This window comes from Streptomyces sp. 6-11-2 (assembly GCF_006540305.1).
Taxonomy (GTDB): Bacteria; Actinomycetota; Actinomycetes; order Streptomycetales; family Streptomycetaceae; genus Streptomyces.
Map to the genome: position 1 here is coordinate 1,227,495 of NZ_BJOR01000001.1, position 19,561 is coordinate 1,247,055.

Annotated in this window: 11 protein-coding genes; 10 read left to right on the forward strand and 1 reads right to left on the reverse strand. The window is 72.7% G+C overall.

All coding sequences use genetic code 11. The annotated features are described in order from the left end of the window. Positions 1-86 precede the first annotated feature (86 nt). The 10 genes from TNCT6_RS04950 (at position 87) to TNCT6_RS04995 (ending at position 16,268) form a co-directional block, all read left to right on the forward strand. Positions 87-2,345 (forward strand): TOMM precursor leader peptide-binding protein, encoded by a 2,259-nt coding sequence (locus TNCT6_RS04950; protein WP_141356941.1) that lies wholly within the window; start codon positions 87-89, stop codon positions 2,343-2,345. Then, a complete protein-coding gene (locus tag TNCT6_RS04955) occupies positions 2,335-4,287 on the forward strand; it encodes a TOMM precursor leader peptide-binding protein (RefSeq protein ID WP_141356943.1) in 1,953 nt (650 codons plus the stop codon). The genes TNCT6_RS04950 and TNCT6_RS04955 overlap by 11 nt, the downstream gene beginning before the upstream one ends. A gap of 82 nt (positions 4,288-4,369) precedes the next feature. Then, complete coding sequence (locus TNCT6_RS04960; protein ID WP_141356945.1) at positions 4,370-6,007, forward strand: nitroreductase family protein; 1,638 nt, start codon at positions 4,370-4,372, stop codon at positions 6,005-6,007. An 18-nt stretch (positions 6,008-6,025) separates the two neighbouring features. Continuing rightward, on the forward strand, positions 6,026-8,884 hold the full coding sequence (locus TNCT6_RS04965; protein ID WP_141356947.1) for a lantibiotic dehydratase: 2,859 nt from the start codon (positions 6,026-6,028) through the stop codon (positions 8,882-8,884). Continuing rightward, positions 8,872-10,005: a lantibiotic dehydratase C-terminal domain-containing protein gene (locus tag TNCT6_RS04970; RefSeq protein ID WP_141356949.1), complete on the forward strand. Its 1,134-nt coding sequence runs from the start codon at positions 8,872-8,874 to the stop codon at positions 10,003-10,005. Before TNCT6_RS04965 ends, TNCT6_RS04970 begins: the two co-directional genes overlap by 13 nt. Next, positions 10,002-11,126 carry a metalloprotease gene (locus TNCT6_RS04975; RefSeq protein ID WP_141356951.1) on the forward strand — a complete coding sequence of 375 codons (1,125 nt, stop codon included), beginning with the start codon at positions 10,002-10,004 and terminating at the stop codon, positions 11,124-11,126. Before TNCT6_RS04970 ends, TNCT6_RS04975 begins: the two co-directional genes overlap by 4 nt. A 49-nt stretch (positions 11,127-11,175) precedes the next feature. Then, positions 11,176-12,162 (forward strand): ABC transporter ATP-binding protein, encoded by a 987-nt coding sequence (locus tag TNCT6_RS04980; protein WP_141356953.1) that lies wholly within the window; start codon positions 11,176-11,178, stop codon positions 12,160-12,162. Then, entirely contained in the window at positions 12,159-12,914 is a 756-nt protein-coding gene (locus tag TNCT6_RS04985; RefSeq protein ID WP_141356955.1) for an ABC transporter permease, read from the forward strand. The genes TNCT6_RS04980 and TNCT6_RS04985 overlap by 4 nt, the downstream gene beginning before the upstream one ends. Further along, entirely contained in the window at positions 12,911-14,863 is a 1,953-nt protein-coding gene (locus tag TNCT6_RS04990; protein ID WP_373996150.1) for a TOMM precursor leader peptide-binding protein, read from the forward strand. Before TNCT6_RS04985 ends, TNCT6_RS04990 begins: the two co-directional genes overlap by 4 nt. A 67-nt stretch (positions 14,864-14,930) precedes the next feature. Continuing rightward, a complete protein-coding gene (locus TNCT6_RS04995) occupies positions 14,931-16,268 on the forward strand; it encodes an amidohydrolase (RefSeq protein WP_141356957.1) in 1,338 nt (445 codons plus the stop codon). A 150-nt stretch (positions 16,269-16,418) separates the two neighbouring features. On the opposite strand, the gene TNCT6_RS05000 is transcribed toward TNCT6_RS04995, so the two are convergent. Beyond that, the gene (locus TNCT6_RS05000; RefSeq protein ID WP_308789461.1) at positions 16,419-18,905 is read right to left on the reverse strand and encodes a lamin tail domain-containing protein; all 2,487 of its coding nucleotides are present in this window, start codon (positions 18,903-18,905) and stop codon (positions 16,419-16,421) included. Between the last annotated feature and the right edge of the window lie 656 nt (positions 18,906-19,561).

Below are 19,561 nucleotides of genomic sequence, written 5' to 3' on the forward strand. Positions count from 1 at the left end.
CGGCCCACACCACGAACGCCTCGCCCTTTCCCATCCGTTCAGACCAGAGCGGCCGACAGGCCCCGACCCGGAGGTGCGATCCCCGCATGCCCACGACGCCGTACGAGGAGACCGCGCACACACGGCCCAGGGTGCGCCGCGACGTGCTGTTCACCGAGACACCGGGCGGCGTGATCTTCCACAACGCCGATGGTGGTTTCCAGCTCAGCTCCCCGTCCGCCTACCGGTTCGCCACCCTCCTCGTCCCGCACCTGGACGGGAGCCGGACCGTGGCGGAGATCTGCGCCGGCTTCAAGGACCCGCAGAAGGCGATGGTGGGCGGCCTGGTCAAGGCGCTCTACGCGCGCGGATTCGCCCGGCCCGTGCCGGACCCCACCGAGGAGAGACCGGGCGCGTCCGTGGAGCCGGCGGTCGCCGCCCGCTTCGGGCAGCAGATCGCCTACATCGACCACTACGCCGACGACGCCGGGAGTAGATTCGCCGCGTTCCGCGGCACCCGCGTCGCCGTGCTCGGCGACGGCCCGGTCGCCCGTTGGTGCGCGCTCTCCTTGATCCGCAACGGCTGCGCCTTCGTCGGTGTGGAGGCCGCACTGGCCGAAAATCCCGCCACCGCGGCCGAGTTCGGCTCGCTCCGGACCGAGGCGGCGGAGCTCACCGCTCAGGGCAGCCCGGCCGAGGTGGCGGTGCTGCCCGACGCCGGGTCCGGCGCGGCGGGCGGCTGGAACGCGTACGAGGGGTACGACGTGGTGGTCGCCGCCTGCGGCCGCGACGCGTTCCGGACCGCGATCGCCCTGCTCGGCGAGGGCGTTCCGGACGGCCGCCTCCTGCTCCCCGCCTGGACCTTCGGCGGCCGGGCGGTGGTCGGACCGGTCGGCGCCCCGGACTCCGCCGGGTGCCTGGCCTGCGCGGCGCTGCGGCTCGGCGCGACGGGGGACGCAGCGGTCGCGGCCAACCTCTGGAGTGGCCTGGCGCTGGGGGGCACTCCCGGACCCGGGCCGCGCGGTCCGCTCGCCGCGATGCTCGGCAACCTGCTCGGCTACGAAGTATTCCGGCTGGTCACCAAGGCACTGCCGGCCGAGACCCGGGGACAGGTGCTGCTCCAGGACATGGCTTCCTTCGACGTCCTGGCGGAACGGCTGCTGCCCCATCCGCGCTGCCCGTTCTGCCCGGGCCGGCCCGGCTCTCCCGAGCCCGTCGACCTGACCGCGGCCCCCGAGCGGCCCGCCTTCCAGCCGGTCGTCGCCGCCGCCCCGGACGACGGCGCGGCCGAGGGGCCGCTCGCCGAGCTCGACCGCCGCTCGCTCGCGGTCCGACCGTCCGTCGGTGTCTTCACCCGGTACGCGGACGAACCGGTCACCCAGACCCCGCTGAAGGTCGGCGCCGTGGAGATCGGTCTGGGCGCGGCCGGAACCCGGACCGTCGCCGCGTTCGACGTCCATCACACCGCGGGCGCCCGCCTGCGGGCCCTCAACGCGGCCGCCGAGGTCTACGCCGAGCACGTGGTGCCCACCTTCCCCGCCCCGACCGGTACTTCCGGCTCGGGCCACCCGGACGCGCTGCCGAAGGTGGACCCGGACGCGCTGACCACGGCCACCGGCGCCGGGGGCGATCCGGTCGCCTCCTGGGCCCTTGCCACGTCGCTGCTGACCAAGGAGCAGACACTGGTGCCGGCCGGCGCCGTGCGGCCCTTCGGGCCGGACAACCAGGACCGTCGGTTCGAGCCGTCCCGCGCCGGGGCCGGAGCGGGCGACGGCCTCCCGGAGGCCGCAGCGGCCGGCCTGCTGTCCGCGCTCGCCCACGACGCGCTCCAGCGGTCCGTGCGAGGGACCGGGCGCACCGCGATGATCTCCCCGGCCGAGTTCGCCGAGGACCCCGAGGCGACCTTCCTGCTGCGTTCCGCCGGGCATCTGGAACTGGACGTCGAAGTCCTCGACCTCGGGGAGGCGGACCGCACCGGGGTGTCCGTCGTGCTGGCCAGGACCCGTCCGACGGAGTCGGACGAGCCGTGCCGCTGGGCCACCGGCGCCGCTCTGGAGCGGGCCGCCGCGGCCACCGACGCCCTGCGTGACCTGCTCGGCACGGTCCAGCTCGCCGCGGAGGGGGTACTGGGCACGTCCGACACCGGTGACCCGCTGCTGGCCGACCTCGACGCGGCCCTGATACCGGTCACGGCACAGGACGACGCCACCGACCGGTCCGCGGTGACCTGGACGGACGTCCTGGAGCGCCTGGCCGCCGCCGGACGTGACGCCCTCGTCGTGCCCACGCACGCGGCCGACCTGCCCGCCGCCGGCATCCACACCGTCCGGGTCCTGCTCACCAAGGCGGCCGGCGATGACCGTTGACCTCGCGGAGGCCACCGTCGACGGGATCGAGGAGCCGCGGAGCGGGGCGTGCCGTCTCTTCGCGGAGGAACTCCGCGAAGCCCTGAGGGAGTTGCTGTCCCAGCCGGGCCACCAGGAGCCCGGGATCGAGGTCTCCGCGCTCGGTGTGCGGGACGCCTTCGCCGCCCCCGCCCCCGTCGGCGCCTCACGCGCCGCGCTCCCCGTGCACCTGTACGGCCGGCAGGTGCTGGTCGGCCCCTGGCCCGCCGAGGGGCGGGCCGGCTGCGGCGACTGTCTGCGGCGCCGCTGGCAGGGGGTGCGCTCCGTCGGCCTGCGGGAGGGCATCGAGCTGCGCGGCGACACCCGGGAGGCGGGCCCCTGGCCCTACCGGGGGCCGTTCGCCGCGCAGGCCGTCGCCGCGCTGATCGCCCGGCTCGGCGCCGCCCCCAGGGACGACCGGCGGCCGTTCCCCGACGTATGGCTGGTGGACCTGGAGAAACTGACGGTCCGTCACTATCCGCTGGTACCCGAGCCGGACTGCCCCGGCTGCGGCACACCGGAGCCGGTGACCGCCGAGTCGGCCGTTCTCATCCTGCGGCCCGCGCCCAAGTACCGGCCGGGCGTCAGCAGGGTCCGGCCGGTGGACGCGTACGGCCTCCAGGTGGACGCGTTCGCCAACCCGCACTGGGGCGCCGTCGGGCCGTCGGTGGTGTGCGACGTCACCTCGCCGACCACCTCGGCCACCGTGGGCTGCTTCTCCAGTCGCTCCGGCGACTATCTGCGGGAGACGTTCTGGGGCGGTCACGCCGACACGTACCACGCCAGCACCCGGATCGGTGTTCTGGAAGGCCTGGAGCGCTTCGCCGGGATGCGCGCCCGGGGCCGCGCCCTCACCCTGACCGCCTCCCTGGACGATCTCGGGCCGGCCGCCGTCGACCCGCGCGAGACCGGCCTGTACACGGACGAATTCCACCGGGCCAACCCCTGGGTGCCGCCGTTCACTTCGAACCGCCCGATCCTCTGGGTGTGGGGCTGGTCGCTGCGGGACGCGCGCCCCCGCCCCGTCCCGGAGATCCTCGCCTTCTACCACAAGCCCGGGACCGAGCACCGGTTCGTCCAGGAGAGCTCCAACGGCTGTGCCTCCGGGGGGAGTCTGGAGGAGGCCGTGCTCAGCGGCCTGATGGAGGTCCTGGAACGGGACGCCTTCCTGCTCGCCTGGCACGGGATGCAGCCGCTGCCCGAGATCGACCCGGCGACCAGCGCCGACCCGCGCACCCGGTTCATGGTGGACCGGATGGCCATGTACGGGTACCGGGCCAGGTTCTTCGACACCCGGATCACCTTCCCGGTCCCCGTGGTCACCGCGGTCGCCGAGCGGTTCGACGGCGGCCTCGCCCGGATGTGTTTCGGGGCCGGAGCCGCCCTCGACCCCGAGGCCGCTCTCGCCGCGGCCCTGTGCGAGATCGCCACCGACTCGGTGCAGCTCCTCCAGCGGTTCCGGCGCGACGAGGCCGGGTACCGTGCCATGTCCGAGGACTTCGAGAAGATCACCAGCCTGCACGACCATCCGCTGGTCTACGCGGTGCCGGAGATGGGCCGCCACGCCGACTTCCTGCTCCGCCCGGCCTCGCCCCCCGAACCACGGAGCGTGGCCGCCCTGCGCTGGACCCGCGCCGACGGTTCCGGTCCGGACGTACGAGACGATCTGCTCGCCGCGGTGGACGCCGTGACGTCCGCCGGATTCGACGTGGTCGTCGTCGACCAGACCACGCCCGAGCAGCGCGCTCTCGGTCTGCACACCGTGAAGGTGCTGGTGCCCGGCCTCCTCCCGCTCGACTTCGGCTGGACGCGGCAGCGCGCCCGGCACATGCCCCGGATGCGCACCGCGCTGCGCGAGGCGGGCCTGCGGCCGGACGACCTCACCGCGGCCGATCTCCATCCCGGCCCGCACCCGTTCCCATGACCGGCCGTCCGTCCCCGGCGCGAGTGCGCCGAAGAACCGAGCAGAGCCCAGGAAACAGAGGAACCGAGGAAAGGGGGATCCCATGGGGTACGCCCATGAGTACGCGCACGCCATCCTGCACCGCGGCCGCGTCCCGATGGAACCCACCGACCATGTCGTGCACTGGGCCGACGGCCCGCGCAAGGGCAAGTACTACCCGACCGCCGAGGCATTCGCCCTGCCCGGCACCGAGGACCTCGCGGACGCGCCGATCGCGCCGGGCCTGCTGCCCGGCGCCGCCGAGGACCAGGAAGCCGATGGCTCGGCGGGGTTCAGTCTCCCGCTGCTGTCGGCGATGCTCAAGGACTCCTACGGGCTGACCGGGCGCCGCCTCGGCATCCAGGCCAACACCGACTTGGCCGGGCTGCCGTTCTACACCCACGCGAACTGGTCGCGCGGCACCGCGGGCGGCGGCGGGCTCTACCCGGTGAGCATCCACTGGGCATCCGGCCCCTCCGGCCCCCTCACCCCGGGTCTCCACTACTACGACATCCACCGGCACGCCCTGCAGCGGCTGCTGGCCGGCGACGTCACGGACCGGGTCCGCGACGCGCTCGGCCCGGACACGCCCGAAGAGGCCCTCGACACCGACCAGTACCTGATCCTCGGCGTCAAGTACTGGCAGAACTCCTTCAAGTACAACAGCTTCTCGTTCCATGTGGTGTCCACCGACCTCGGCACTCTGGTGCAGACCTGGCGGATCTGGGCCGCCGCCCATGGCCTGCGGCTCGCCCCGGTGCTCTGGTTCGACGAACCCCGGCTGAACGAACTGCTCGGCACGGCGGGCGAGGAGGAGACCGTGTTCGCCGTCGTGCCGCTGCACTGGGACGGCCCGGCGCCCCGCCGGGACGCCGCCGCCGGCCGGGATGCCCCGCGCACGGACCCGCGCCACCGGCCCGCCGTCCGGCACCGGGACGTCGAACGCTCGCGCACCCTGCTGGACTTCGACGCGCTGCGCGACATGCACACCGCGACTCTGGAGTGCGCCGCCGACCGGCCCGCCCCCGGCGCGCTGGCCGCCGCCGCGGCCCTTCCCGACGACGCGGACGGCGTCCGCGTGGCCCTGCCCGAGCCGGCCTTCCCGGACACCGGCGTCCGCCGGGCCCTGCGCGAGCGCCGCTCCAGCTTCGGCAGGTTCGACGCCCGGCGCCGGGTCGGCGGCGGCCATCTCTCGGCGGTCCTGGCGGCCTGCGCCGAGACCCGGCTGGCCGGGGACACCGATCCGTCCGGCGCGGTCCGGCTCGCCAGGCTCTACGCCTTCGTCAACCACGTGGAGGGCGTGGAGCAGGGGGCGTACGCATACGACCCCGACCGCGGCACCCTGCGTCAGGTCGTCCCCGGCCCGCAGGGATCGTTCCTCCAGGAGAACTACTTCCTGGCCAACTACAACCTGGAGCAGGCCGGCGCGGTCCTGGTGCCCACCGTGCGGACCACCGCCGTGCTGGACGCCCTCGGCGACCGCGGCTACCGGCTCGCCGTCGGCACCGCCGGAGCCGTCGCGCAGAGCTTCTACCTCGCGGCCTCCGCCCTGGGGCTCGGCGCCGGTGTGGCGCTGGGCTTCGACAACGTCTCGTTCGTCGAGCGGCTCGGGCTGGCGGAAGGCGACGAGGCCCCGCTGCTCGTCATGGCCCTCGGTCACGAACGGCCCGAGCCCGCCGACTTCCGCCACGAGATCGCCTGACCGCCGCAGAGGATTCCCATGACACCCATAGAGTCCGCCGCCCTGGACACCGGCACGGGCACGGGCACCGCCACGGCCACCGACGCGGGCACCGCCCCGGAGCCCGGGACCCACTGGGAGCCCGGCAGGCGCTTCGTGCTCCGCGCGGCCGGCCTGCCCATCGAGACCGTGCACGGCCTGCGCTGCCCCGGCACCAGCCGCTGGTCCGACGCCGTGCTGGCCGAGGAGGAACGCCTGACGGCCGCCGGAGCGGCCCTCAGCGATCTGCTGCACACCCTGGTCAAGTCGACCACCGGCCCCGACGAGGAACCGGGCGACGCCGCCGTGCGGCGCGGCCTGCTCAACCTGCGGCGGCAGATCTTCAACAACCGTCTGCCGGCCGACTCCGAGGCCGCCGTCCGCCTGGTGACGGGGCTGGACGGGAAGACCGGCCGGCGCACCGCCCAGTGGTTGCGGGACCGGGCCCGTCTCGATGAGCTCCGGGCCACCGGAGCGGACCTGCTCGCCGGCGAACTCCGGGAAAACCGCCGCGCGTTGCGCGATGTGCTGACCGACGACCGGCTGCGCCTCGGTCTGCTGCTGGCCTCGCCCGCCCTCGACGGCCGGCTGGACGCCTACCTGCGCGACACCAGCCCGCGGCCGGGCAACCGCCTGCGCAAGATCGAGCGTTCCGCGCTGACCTACCTGTACCGCACGGCCTGCAAGACCAGCCCCTTCAGCACCTTCACCGGCATCGGCCTCGGCACCTTCGCGGGCGACCCGTGGGACGACGGGGCCGCGCTGCGCACCGGCGAGGACTGGGTGAGCCACGTACGGCTCAACGTGGTGGTACTGGCCCGGCTGACCGAACTGATCACGGCCGACCCCGCACGCCGACGGGACCTGCCGGTGGTCCTCTCCCCGGGCTGGGGACGCGACGCCGACCGCATCCGCTACGTACGCCATGTCATGACCGCGGGTGACGACAGCGCCGCCGTCACCTTCGACGCGGTCCGCGACCGGCTGTTCTTCCTGCGCAGCAGCGGCACCCTGGAGCGGCTCCTGGAATGGCTCGGCGGCCACGAGGCGCCGGTACGCCACCGGGACCTGGTCGACTGGCTCCAGACCGAGCACGACGCCGGACGCGACGCGTGCGAACGGTACGCGTCGGCCCTCCTGGACCTCGGCATGGTGCAGGTGCCGGTGCTCCGCGCGGACGTGCACAGCCGCGACCCGCTGCGTTCCTACCAGGACGCCCTGCGTTCCCTCGGGGCGTCCTGGGCCGACCGGCTGGCCCACCTGCTGGACGGCCCGGCCGACTGCCTCGCCCGCTACGCCGGGGCCGACGTCGGTGAACGCCGCACCCTGCTGAGCACTCTGCGCGATCGGCTCCTCGACGCCCAGCGGGAACTGGGAGCGCCGGAGCCGGCCCTTCCGCAGACCCTGGTGTACGAGGACGTCAGCACGGGCGACGACCTGGTCTGCGGGCCCGCCGTGCTGAGCGGGGAGACCGGCCGGGCCCTGCGGGCCATCGAGGGCGTCCTGCCGCTCTTCGACCTGACGCTCCCTCAGCGTGTCACCCTGCTGGGCTTCTTCATCGCCCGCTACGGCCGCGGCGGACGCTGCGACGACCTGCTCGGCCTGGTTCACGACTTCCACGAGGACTTCTTCGACCAGTACGTGTCCTTCACCTCCAAGCGGGCCTCCTTCGACAAGGACGGCGCCTACGTGCCGGAGGAGAACTGGCTCGGGCAGAGCGAGATGAAGGCCCTCGACCGGGCCCGCCGCCACTTCCACGAGGGCATGTGCGCCCTGTGGCGGCAGCACGGCGGGGGGATCGAGGCCGAGGAGATCGAACTGCCGGACGGCCTGCTCTCCGAGACCGCCGCCGAACTCGCGCCGCTCACCAGCCACTTCATACCGCAGAGCCACCATCTCCAGCTGTCCCGGCCTCCCGGCGGCCGACAACAGGTCGTCCTCAACAAGTCCTACGGCGGACTGGCCTTCCCCTTCAGCCGGTTCACCCACCTCTACGACGGCACCGCACCGGCCGCGGACGCGGCGGCACCCGGCTTCTCCGACGCGCTGCGCGAGGAGATGGCGGCCCGCAGTCCGGACGGCGCCGTGTTCGCGGAGATCACCGGAGGGCCGGTCAGCAGCAACCTGAACCTGCACGGCCGGCTGACCGACCACCAGATCGTCTGCCCGGGCGAGACCAGTTCCGTGCCCGAGGAGGCCCGGATCCACCTCGACGACCTCTACGTCGAGCACGACGAGCCGTCCGGACGCCTGGTGCTCCGCTCCCGCCGCCTCGACCGCGAGGTCGTGCCGGTCTACCTCGGCTACCTCGTGCCGATCGCGCTTCCCGAGATCCCGCGCACCCTGCTCCTCCTCTCCCCCAGCACCATGGCGCCCTTCGACGTATGGGCGGGGGTCCCCGAGGGCGAGCCCGAGAGCGGGGTCACCCGCAGGCCCCGGGTGCGGCACGGGAACGTGGTGGTCAGCCGGCGCGGCTGGACCGCGGACGCGGAGGTCCTGCCGGCCCGCCGCCCCGGAGCCGGGGAGGAGGAGGGCTACCTGGAGTGGCGGCGCTGGCAGCGCACCCACGGTCTGCCCGACCGCTGCTTCGCCACCGTCGCCCACGCCGGCCAGGGCCCGATCGGGGCCAAGCCCGTCCACGTCGACTTCGACAGCCCGCTCTCCCTGGCCGCGTTCGACGCCCTGGTGGAGCGCAAGCCGGGCACCCGGGTGACCTTCCGGGAAATGCTCCCCGCCGAGGACGGCCTCCACCTCACCTCCCCGCGCGGCCGGCACGTGGCCGAACTCGCCGTGGAGACCTTCACCACCCGCCAACTGCCGCAGTCCAGACCGGAGGCCGCACCGTCATGCCCGAACTGACCGAACCCGCCGCCTTCCGTCCGGCTCCCGAGGGCGCCGAGCCGTCTCCCTGGCTGGCGCTGCACGTCTTCTACGCCGCCAACCCCCAGCCGCTGCTGGTCAACTGCGTGCGCCCGCTGGTCGACCGGCTCACCGAGGACGGCCTGCTGTCCGGCTGCTTCTTCATCAACTACTGGCTGGAGGGGCCGCACGTGCGGCTGCGCCTGCGCCCGAGCGGCCCCGCTGCCGAAGCCGAGGTGCGCCGCCGCGCCGAGGAGGCGATCAGCGGCTTCCTGAAGACCCGCCCCGCCCTCTACGAGGTCGACTCCGGCTTCCTCAAGGACTTCTACAACGCCCTGTTCGACATCGAGTTCCCGGGCGAGGACCGGGCCAGGTACATGGGCGCGGACGGCCGGATGAACCTCAGGCCGAACAACTCCTTCTCCTACGAGGTCTACGCCCCCGAGTACGCCAAGTACGGCGGACCGGCCGGCGTCGCCCTCGCCGAATGGCACTTCCGGCACTCCAGCGACCTGGTCCTGGAGGCGTACCGGAGCATGAACCTGCACCTGCGGACGGTGCTGCTCGGGACCTCCGCCCAGCTGATGATGGTGATGGCGAGCTGCTTCCTCCCCGAGGAGGAGCGGCTCGCGGACTACCTCGACTCCTACTACGCCTTCTGGCACCGGCTGTTCCCCGGTACCAACTTCATCGGGTCCACCGAGTACGAGCGGACCTACGCGCGTATGGCGCCCACCCTCGGCGCACGGTTCGCACAGCTCAGGCAGGCCGTGGCGAGCGGCGACCTGACCCGGCTGCCGGCGTTCCTCCGCCGCTGGGCCGAGCACTGCCTGGAACTGCGCGAGAAGGTGGTGGACCTCACCGAGCGCGGTGAACTCGCCTTCCCCGCCTGGGACGGTCCGGCCCGCGAGGACACCGGCCAGGAACGCGCCGAGGATCCCGACGCGGCTCCCCTGGTGACCGTCACCCATGTTCCGGCGGTACTGCCCCGTCTGCTGTCGCCGTATATGCACATGACCAACAACCGGCTGCATGTGACGATCCGGGACGAGGCATACCTGGCCTTCATTCTGGGCCGGGTCCTGCGCGAGCCGGCCGGCGGACGGCAGGATGCCTCATGAGTGCCACCGACCGCTCTGCCGCGGACCGTTCCGTCGCCGCCCGCGCCTACCGGCCCGCGCTGCGTCCGGGCGTGCTGATCGGTCCGCCCCTGCTGCGCGGCCCGCGCACCGTCCACCTGATCAAGCACCCGGTCAGCGGCGCCGCGTTCGAGGTCGGCCCCAAGGAGCACTTCGTCATCAGCCGGCTCGACGGAACCCGGAACCTCGACGACGTCGTGTCCGAGTACGCGGCCCGGTTCCGCCGCAGGCTCCCCGAGGAGCAGTGGACCCGGCTGCTCGGCCTGCTCGGCACCCGCGGGCTGCTCGCCGGGTCCCCGGATCCCGCGCCGCCCGAACCGCCCCCGGCCCGCACCGGCACCTTCTGGAAGGGCAGTCGGCGGACCGTCACCGACGCGCACAGGACCACCGGCCGCCTCCACCGGGTGCTGCGCCCGCTGCTGCGCCCCTGGGCGCAACTGCCTCTGACGGCCGCCGTACTGGTGATGACGGTGGCCGTGTTCGCGGATCCGGCGGCGCTCCTCGACGGGATACTGGACCTGCTGTCCCGCCCCCTGGTGCTCATCCCGTTCGCGGTCTTCCTCTGGTTCAGCATCTGCCTGCACGAACTCGCCCACGGCATCGCCGCCCGGCACTACGGCGGTGTGGTCACCGAGATCGGGCTGCGCTGGCGGTTCCCGGCCATGATGATGTACTGCACGGTCGACAACTACCTGTTCCTGCCCGGCCTGCGGGCGAAGCTGGTGGTCGCCGCCGCGGGCGCGTACGTCAACCTGGTGCTCCTGCTGCCCTTCGCGCTCTGGTGGGCGCTCCTGGACCCGTCCGACCCGAACCGCCCGCCGCTCACCGGGATGCTCTTCGTCGGCATCGCGCAGGCCCTGAGCAACCTGGTCCCGCTGCCGCCTCTGGACGGGTATCGCATGCTCGGCCACGCCCTGGGCACCGCCAACCTCGCCCCGGAGACCCGGACCTACCTGGCCCTGCGCCGGCGCGGGCGGGACGCCGTCGCCGCCTACCCGGGGCGCGCCCGCCGTCTCTACACGTCCTACGCCTTCACGGCGGCCGCACTCGTGCTGCTCGCGGCGGCCGGAAGCTGCACCACCGTCGTTCTCCTGCTGCTTTGATGACGTCCCCCCCTCGGAAGATCACGCAACTCATGAATGAGGTACCCGTATGAGCTCCACCTCCCCCACCCCAGATCACGGAGCCCAACCCGCCGTCGAGGTCAACGACGTGATCAAGACTTACGGCGACCGGCGGGCCGTCGACGGTGTCTCCCTGGACGTCCGGCGCGGCGAGTTCTTCGGGCTGCTCGGCCCCAACGGGGCCGGGAAGTCCACCCTGGTGGAGATCATGGAGGGGCTGCGCAAGACCGACTCCGGCTCGGTCACGGTGTTCGGCGAGTCGCCCTGGCCGCGCAACACTGGTCTGCTGCCGCGCATGGGCGTGCAGACCCAGTCATCGGCCTTCTTCGTCCGGCAGACCGTCCACGAGCACCTGCGCACCGTCGCGGCGCTGTTCGGCGCGGAGCGCGAGGCCGTCGACGCCACCCTCGACGCCGTGGGCCTAGGCGGGCAGCACGACGTCCGGGTCGACAACCTCTCGGGCGGCCAGCGGCAGCGGCTCGCCATCGCCTCCGCGCTGGTCCACGGACCCGAGCTGATCTTCCTCGACGAGCCGACCGCCGCGCTCGACCCGGAGGGCCGACGCGATCTGTGGGAGGTCCTGCGGGGCCTCAAGGCGGAGGGCCGGACCATCGTGTACACCACGCACCACCTGGACGAGGCGGAGGCGCTCTGCGACCGTGTGGGCATCCTGGTGGCCGGCCGGCTCGTCGTCACCGACGAACCGCAGCACCTGATCGGCACCTTCGGCGCCACCAGCCGGCTGCTGGTTCCGCTCGGCCGGATCGACGAGCGTGAGGCCTCGTCCCTTCCCGGTGTGGACGGCGTCACCGTGCAGGGCGGACACCTCGTCCTGGAGACCCGCGCCACCGGCCGGGTGCTGGCCGCCCTCGACCCCCTCACCGGTCTGGACGGTGTCCAGACCCGCACCCCCACACTCGAGGACGTCTACCTCGAGATCACCGCCCGGCAGACCCGGGCCCCCCTCACCGCGACCGACACAACCCACACGAACAGCCAGGAGCAGCAGGCATGAGCGCCTACACCGCGCTGACCACGGCGGGCTACCGCGCCCAGGTCCGGGACAAGACGACCGTCTTCTTCACCTTCGCCTTCCCACTGATCTTCCTCGTGGTCTTCGGACTCGTCTTCCGCGGCCGGAGCGTCGAGGAGAGCGGCTTCTCCTACCTCTCCTACACCGCCGCCGGCGTGCTCTCCTGGGGCGTCGCCAACGCCGCCGTCTTCGGCATCGGGTTCACGCTGATGCAGTGGCGCGCGGACGACATCCTCCGGATGATCCGTATGTCGCCCGCCCCGCTGTCCTCCGTCATCGGATCCCGCTACGTCCTCGCCCTGGGCGTGGGACTCGTCCAGTCGGTGCTGTTCGTCGGGGTGGCGATGCTTCCCGGGTTCGACCTGGTGCCCGCGTCCCGGTGGCCCCTGCTGATTCCCGTCATGGTCCTCGGCATCACCACCTTCCTGCTGCTCGGGGTGATCATCGGCAGTATCGCCGACACCCCGGAGTCGGTCGCCGGCATCGCCAACTTCCTGATGCTGCCCATGGCCTTCCTGTCCGGGTCGTTCTTCCCGCTGGACGCCATGCCCGACTGGCTGCAGAAGGTCTCGCTGATCATGCCGCTGCGCTATCTCAACGACGCGGTGTCGGCGGCTCTGACCGGCCGCGGCGACCTGTCCGACGTCGGTGTGGGGTGCGCGGGGCTCGTCGCGTTCGCCGTCGTCTTCGGGGCAGCCGCGGCGCGCACCTTCCGCTGGACGAAGACGTCATGAGCACCACGCCCCGGCTGCTCGCGCACCCGATGGAGGAGGCCCGCGACGCTCTCCAGGCGTTCCTGGGCGACCACTTCGGCGCCGACGCCCCACGGGTTGTGCCGGTCGGTGCCGTCGGCGCGGAGGACGGGGACGCCGGGGCCCCGGACCCCTGGGCCGCGGACCGCTCGACGGCGCTGGTCCACGTCAGCGCCTCGGCGATCCTGCTCGGCCCGTGGGGAGGCGACGGCAGCGCACCCGCCTGCGGCCGCTGTCTCGCCGTACGGTGGCAGCGCCTGCGCAGCCGCAGCGAGCGCAACGCCCTGGAGACCGGCGGCCCGGAGGGGCCCCGCCCGGCGGGCGCCTGGCCGCTGCTCACCAGTCATGTCCAGGACACCGTGGCCGCGCTGTGCGAGGCCCTGTTGAACAGGCCCGGCCCGGTGCCCCCCGCCGGACTTCCCGCCGACCGCGCCCTGCCCCAGGTGACCCGGCTGGACCTGGCCAACTTGCTGATCAGGACGTTCCCGCTGCTCGCCGACCCGCTCTGTCCCGACTGCGGCCCGCCCGTTCAGGCACCGGACAGCGTCCCGCCGCTCACCCCGGCCCCGCGTCCCAAGCCGGATCCCGGCGCCTACCGGCTGCGTTCGGCCTTCGCCCACCCGCTCCCCACCGACGCCCTGGCCAATCCGGTCTGCGGCGCCCTGGGGGCCGGCACCTGGACCGACGTCACCTCGTCGACCACCGCTCCGGTGGCCGGCAGCGTGTTCATCCGGGGGTACGCGGGGCTGCACGACGTCACCTGGAGCGGGCAGGAGAACTCCTTCGCCACCAGCCGCCGGCTCGCCTTCCTCGAAGGCCTTGAACGGTACGCGGGCACCCATCGGCGGGGCGGCTCCGCGCCGGTCGTCGGCTCCTACGACGAGCTGAAGGCCGACGCGGTCGACCCCGCGGTGTGCGGCCTGTACAGCCCGGAGACCTACCGGGACGACCCCCTGGTCGAGCCCTTCGACCCGGGCCGGCCCATCCCCTGGGAGTGGGGCTGGTCACTGCGGGACGAGCACCCCGTACTGGTGCCGTCGCGGCTGGTCTACTACAGCATCCCGCCGGCCGACGACAACTTCGTCTTCGAGTGCTCCAACGGCTGTGCCATCGGCGGCTGTCTGGAGGAGGCGGTCCTGGGCGGCCTCCTCGAACTCGTCGAGCGCGACTCCTTCCTGAACGGCTGGTACGGCGCGGCCCGGCTCCCCCGCATCGACCTGGGGACGGTCGGCAGTCCGACGGCCGCCGCCATGGCCGAGCGGGCCGCCCTGCAGGGCTACGACGTCCATGTCTTCGACAACCGGATCGACCTGGCGATCCCGGCCGTCACCGTGGTCGGCGTCCGCCGGGACGGGGGCCCGGGCACCCTGTCCTTCGCGGCCGCGGCCTCGCTGGATCCGAGGAGCGCGGTCGAGGGGGCACTGTCCGAGGTACTGAGCTACATCCCGCACCTGGCCCGGCAGACCGCCGAGCGCCGCGGCGAACTGGAGGCCATGGCCGACGACTTCTTCCTGGTGCGTCATCTGAAGGACCACCCCCAGCTCTACGGGCTGCCCCGCATGGCCGAGTACGCGCGCGGCTATCTGGAGCCGTCCGTGGCCCGTCCCTTCGACGAGGTGTACCGGGACTGGGAGAGCCGCGGCCGCCCCCGCACCGGCGACCTGCGCGACGACGTCGCCGTGGTCAGGGACGAACTGGTCCGGGCGGGCCATGACGTCATCGTCGTCGACCAGACCTCGCCCGAGCAGGAGCGGATGGGGCTGCGGACGGTCGGCACGGTGGTGCCGGGACTGCTGCCGATCGACTTCGGCTGGAACCGGCAGCGGGCCCTGCTGATGCCCCGGCTGCGCACCGCGCTGCGCCGCGGCGGACACCGGGACCGCGACCTCACCGACGCGGAGATCCGCCGGGCCCCGCATCCCTTCCCGTGAGCCCACCTCCCGCACCCGGGCCTCCCCGCACCGCGATGGAGGCCCGGCCGTTCCCCGGAGTCCGCCCATGAACCCGCCGTCCCCCCACGCCCCGGTCCCGGCACGGGCCGGCCACAACGCCCCGCTCGTGACCGATCAAGACCCGCCTCCGGGCGGGGAGGACCTGCTCACCCGCGCCGGGGACGTTCTGCGCCCCGCTCTCTCCCTCTGTCTGGACCTGCACGCGCATCCGGAACCGTCCGGACAGGAGGCCCGCACCGCGGACCGCTTCGGCCGGCGACTCGCGGCGGCGGCCTGCGAGATCACCCAGGGGGTGGGCGGCCACGGCGTCGTCGGCGTGCTCCGCAACGGGGACGGCCCCCGCGTCTGGCTGCGGGCGGAGCTCGACGCGCTCCCGATGCGCGAGCGGACCGGGCTGCCGTACGCCAGCCGCAACGACGCCATGCACGCGTGCGGCCACGACCTGCACCTGGCCGCCGCGGCCGGCGCCGCCGACCTGCTCGCCCGCCTGTCCCACCGATGGCGGGGCACCCTGGTGGTGGTGGGACAGCCGGCCGAGGAGACGCTCAGCGGGGCCGAGGCCATGCTGCGCGACGGACTGTACGAACGGTTCGGCAGCCCCGGCGTCGTCCTCGCCCAGCATGCCGCGCCGCTGCCCTCCGGCACGGTCGCGCACTCGGCGCGGCAGGCGCCGATGGCGGCGGCCGGCGCGGTGCTCGAGGTGGTGCTGCACGGACAGGGCGGTCACGCCGCCACTCCGCATCTGGCGGTGGATCCGGTCGTCGCCGCGGCCGCCGTCGTCACCCGGCTCCAGAACATCGTCGCCCGCGAGACCGCGCCCGCCGACCAGGTGACCCTGACCGTGGGCACGCTGCGGGCCGGAACGGCCGCCAACGTCATACCGGACCGCGCCGAACTGGGCGTCGGGGTCCGCGCGTCGAGCGAGGCGTCCCTCGACCGGGCGCTGACCGCGGTGCGCCGCATCGTCCTCGCCGAGAGCGCCGCCACGGGCGCCCCCCGAGAGCCCGAGGTGACCGTCACCTCCCGCTCGGCGGCCCTGCGGTGCGACCCGGACACCACCGACTCGATACGGCGCGCTCACACCGGACTCCTGGGGCCCGGACGGGTTCTGCCCTGGCCGGGATCGATGGCCACGGAGGACTTCCCGCTGTTCGGGGACGCCGGAGCCGGCGTCCACGGGCAGCACGGAATCCCGCTGGTCTACTGGATGCTGGGCGTGGTGGGCCCGGACGAATGGCGCCGGGCAACGGCCGACGGCCCTGACGCCTCACCACCCCCGGCCCCGAACCACTCCCCGTACTTCGCCCCCCACATCGGCAGCGCCCTGCGCCCCGCGATCGCCGCGCTGACGATCGCGGCACTCGACCGGTTCGCGGCCACGTGAGAGACCGGCGCCGGAAGAGGGGCCGCGGGCAGTGGCGGTCACGCCTGGGACCTGTCCGGCGCCGCAGGTGCCCGTGCGTCAGGACATGTGCACACAGGACCGCCCGCCCCCGCTGCACTGGGCGCGGGAGCGGGCGGGCCTGTGTCAGCCTTACGGCTTCACACGCAGAACCTGCGGGTCGTGGTCGCTGACCTGGTCGGCGAACTCGGAGTTGATGTGCACCACGTCGTAGGTGACGTGGTTCAGCATGCTCGGGTTCACCATCATGTGGTCCAGCACCTGCGAGTTGCCCTGGAAGACGTAGGAGTAACGCTCGTTCGCCGGCAGGGTGTTCACCAGGTCGGTGAGCTGCTTGCCGTCACCGGTCAAGGTCTTCATCGCGGAGGAGAACTGGTAGTCGTTGTAGTCGCCCAGGGAGACGATGAGTGCCTTGGGGTCGGCGGCCTCGAGCTTCTTGACGAAGGCGTTCTCCAGCGTGGCCTGCTTGTTCCGCTGGATCTCGGAGTTGAGGACGGGCGGCTGGATGCGGCCGGCGACGTTCTGGTCGCCGCCCTTGCTGTTGAAGTGGTTGGCTATCACGAAGATCTTCTTGTTGTTCTTCGTGAGGAACTCGCCGACCAGCGGCTTGCGGCTGCTGTTCCAGGCCTCGTCCGTCGGGGCGATGCGTCCGGGCGAGACGGACAGGTGCGTGTCGCTGCCCTTGCCGACGACGTCGACGGCGGTGACGGAGTCGCCACCGGGCCGGTCCACGAACGTGACCCGCTTCGGGTCGAACAGGAAGACGGTGCGGATGTTGCCACCCGGCTGGCCGCCGTCCTTGTCGTTCACCGGGTTGATCTGACGGTACTCGTAGCGCGGGCCGCCGGCGGCGACGATGGCGTCGGTGAGCTTGGCCAGCGTCTTGTCGGGGTCCACGGTGCCGTCGTCGATGGCGCCGCTGTTGTCCTGGATCTCCTCGACGCCGACGATGGCGGGCGCGCGGAGGTTCGTCACCAGGTTGTGGCCGAGCCGGTCGAACTTGGCCTGCGGGTCGCTCGGCGCGAGGTTCTGCACGTTGTACGTGCCGATGGTGACCTCGTTGGACTTCGCCTCGCTCGTGACCTCGGGCTTGAGGCCGTTGTCCTTGTAGGTACCGAGCTGGCGGGCCGCGAGGATGTAGGTGCCGGCGAACTGGCTGTAGTCCAGCGGGCCCTCGGTGACGCCGGTGAGCTCGTCGCCCACGTTCGCCTTCGGGAACGGGTCCGTGGTGTTGATCGCCTGAACCTGGAGGCGAGCCACGTTCGGGTCGTCGTACGACGGGTAGTAGACGCCGCCGCGCTTGGTCCTGTTGTGGTCGGGGTCGGCCGTGACCCACATCTCGTGGTAGGCGTCCGTGGCGCCGACGACGCGGGCGTCGGAGATCTGGACGTTCATGCCCTCCAGGGACTCGTAGAAGTCCAGGGCGTACTTGGTCGGCTCGAGGTCGAGGTACTCGGTGTTGCCGGTGCTGTCGCCCTTCGGGGACCACGCGGCGGGGATGCTGTTCTTGTCGAGGACGACCGGGGCCGGCAGCGGGTTGCCGCTGGACAGCACGGTGACCGTCGGCTTCATGATCTCGGTCGTCGACTGGATGCCGGTGTCGTAGCCGCCCGGGTAGTACTCGGTGACCACACCGGACACGGTGACGCTGTCGCCGACCTTCACCGTGGGGTTGGAACTGGTGTAGACGAAGATGCCCTCGCTGGTGCGGGGGTCGTTGTCCGGGTTCGGGTCCTGCATCCAGAAGCCCTTGGACGTGGAGGACGTGCTGGTGGTGCGGACACCGGTGACGATGCCGGTGACGTCCTTGACGTTCTTGGTGGACAGCGGGGAGCGCCGGTTGGTGCCCTGGATGTCGTGGATCTTCGCCGAGATCGCGTCGGCGGGGGCGGTCTGGGTCGGCGTCGGGGTCGGCGTGGGGTCACCGCCGGAGCCGCCGCCCTGGCCGCCGGAGTTCTCCGGGGTGGGGGCACCCGCGGCGAAGTCGGCCGCGTTGTCGTCGGTGTCGACCAGGGTCTTGCGGGCGACCGAGGCGGTGTTGCTCGCGCCGGCGGCCGGGCCGGAGCCCTCGCGGACGACGGCGGTGCCAAAGCCGACCAGGTCCTTGATGCGGGGGTCGGCGGCGCAGTCCTCGGCGGTGACACAGGTCAGCAGGTCGGTGCCCTTGACCAGCGCGACGGTGCCGGTGGTGCCCGACATGTTGATGTTGCCGGTGGCGTCCGGGGTGGGCAGTGCGGCGGTGCCGCCGGTGCCTGCGGCCTCCTGGATCAGATAACGGCCGTTGCCGGCGAGGGTGCCGGTGAGGCGGGTGGCCTGCCACTTGGTGGTCGGGCCGGGGTTGCCCGACAAGTACTGGACGCTGTAGTCGGAGAGGTCCAGCGAGCCGGAGCCGGCGTTGGCCAGCTCGATGAAGTCGTTGATCAAGGTGGCGCCGGAGTTGCCGCCGCCTCCGTAGACCTCGGATATGACGGCGTCGGCCGACGGGGTCGCAAAGGCGGAGTGGACGCCCACTCCGGCCAGCACGACCGAGCCGGTGATCGCCAGGGGTATCAGACGCTTGCGCAGAGAAGTCGCGCGGTGTCTTGCGGGGCGGGGCGTTTCAGCGCTGGAGTTCGACACAGGAAGGGTCTCCTTGGGAGCCGGGAAAGCATGAGGGCGCGTGGGGATGCGCCGACCGACCCGGATCCGCTGTCGACGGCCAGGGCCTGGCAAGCGCTCAAGCTACGCGCATAGATACGTCTGAAAAAAGGCCGGGGGTTAAAACGCTTGGCAAACTGTTATCCGGCACCCGGCGCGCCCGACGCCCCGTGCGCGTGGCGACATGACCGGTGGTGAGCCGATCCGATGGGTGCGGCGGCAGGCTGCGCCTTGCGTCGGCCGGTTGGCGAGGTGACACCCGTTCAGAGAGGAACGGCGGGAGGCCGTCAGCCGAGTGTGAAGCGGGCGGGGCCGCCCAGGCTCGCGAGGGCGCAGCACACCGCGAACAGGGTGTCGACATCCACAGACTTTCGTTCAACGGGACGCTTCCGGATCGTCGGCGCCGCCGGGGGGGGGAGGCCACGGCACACCAGGCCAGAGGTCCTGCGGACGCTGCGGCTCCGTCCCGCATCCCAGCGCCGGAAAGTGAACGGCGGGCAACGAGGGTTTCCTCATCTCGAAACCAATGGGTGAGCAGTTGGTCGCGGCAGGGGAAGGTGCGGCGTTCGGAAACTCATCGTTGCTGCTCGGCGACGGCCTTCGCGACGAACCGCGGATCGGCGGGGAGTTCGACGTCC

Excerpts from the sequence above, each read along its gene's own strand:
- TNCT6_RS04950 (WP_141356941.1), top strand. The coding sequence starts at position 87 with ATGCCCACGACGCCGTACGAGGAGACCGCGCACACACGGCCCAGGGTG.
- TNCT6_RS04955 (WP_141356943.1), top strand. The coding sequence starts at position 2,335 with ATGACCGTTGACCTCGCGGAGGCCACCGTCGACGGGATCGAGGAGCCG.
- TNCT6_RS04960 (WP_141356945.1), top strand. The coding sequence starts at position 4,370 with ATGGGGTACGCCCATGAGTACGCGCACGCCATCCTGCACCGCGGCCGC.
- TNCT6_RS04965 (WP_141356947.1), top strand. The coding sequence starts at position 6,026 with ATGACACCCATAGAGTCCGCCGCCCTGGACACCGGCACGGGCACGGGC.
- TNCT6_RS04970 (WP_141356949.1), top strand. The coding sequence starts at position 8,872 with ATGCCCGAACTGACCGAACCCGCCGCCTTCCGTCCGGCTCCCGAGGGC.
- TNCT6_RS04975 (WP_141356951.1), top strand. The coding sequence starts at position 10,002 with ATGAGTGCCACCGACCGCTCTGCCGCGGACCGTTCCGTCGCCGCCCGC.
- TNCT6_RS04980 (WP_141356953.1), top strand. The coding sequence starts at position 11,176 with ATGAGCTCCACCTCCCCCACCCCAGATCACGGAGCCCAACCCGCCGTC.
- TNCT6_RS04985 (WP_141356955.1), top strand. The coding sequence starts at position 12,159 with ATGAGCGCCTACACCGCGCTGACCACGGCGGGCTACCGCGCCCAGGTC.
- TNCT6_RS04990 (WP_373996150.1), top strand. The coding sequence starts at position 12,911 with ATGAGCACCACGCCCCGGCTGCTCGCGCACCCGATGGAGGAGGCCCGC.
- TNCT6_RS04995 (WP_141356957.1), top strand. The coding sequence starts at position 14,931 with ATGAACCCGCCGTCCCCCCACGCCCCGGTCCCGGCACGGGCCGGCCAC.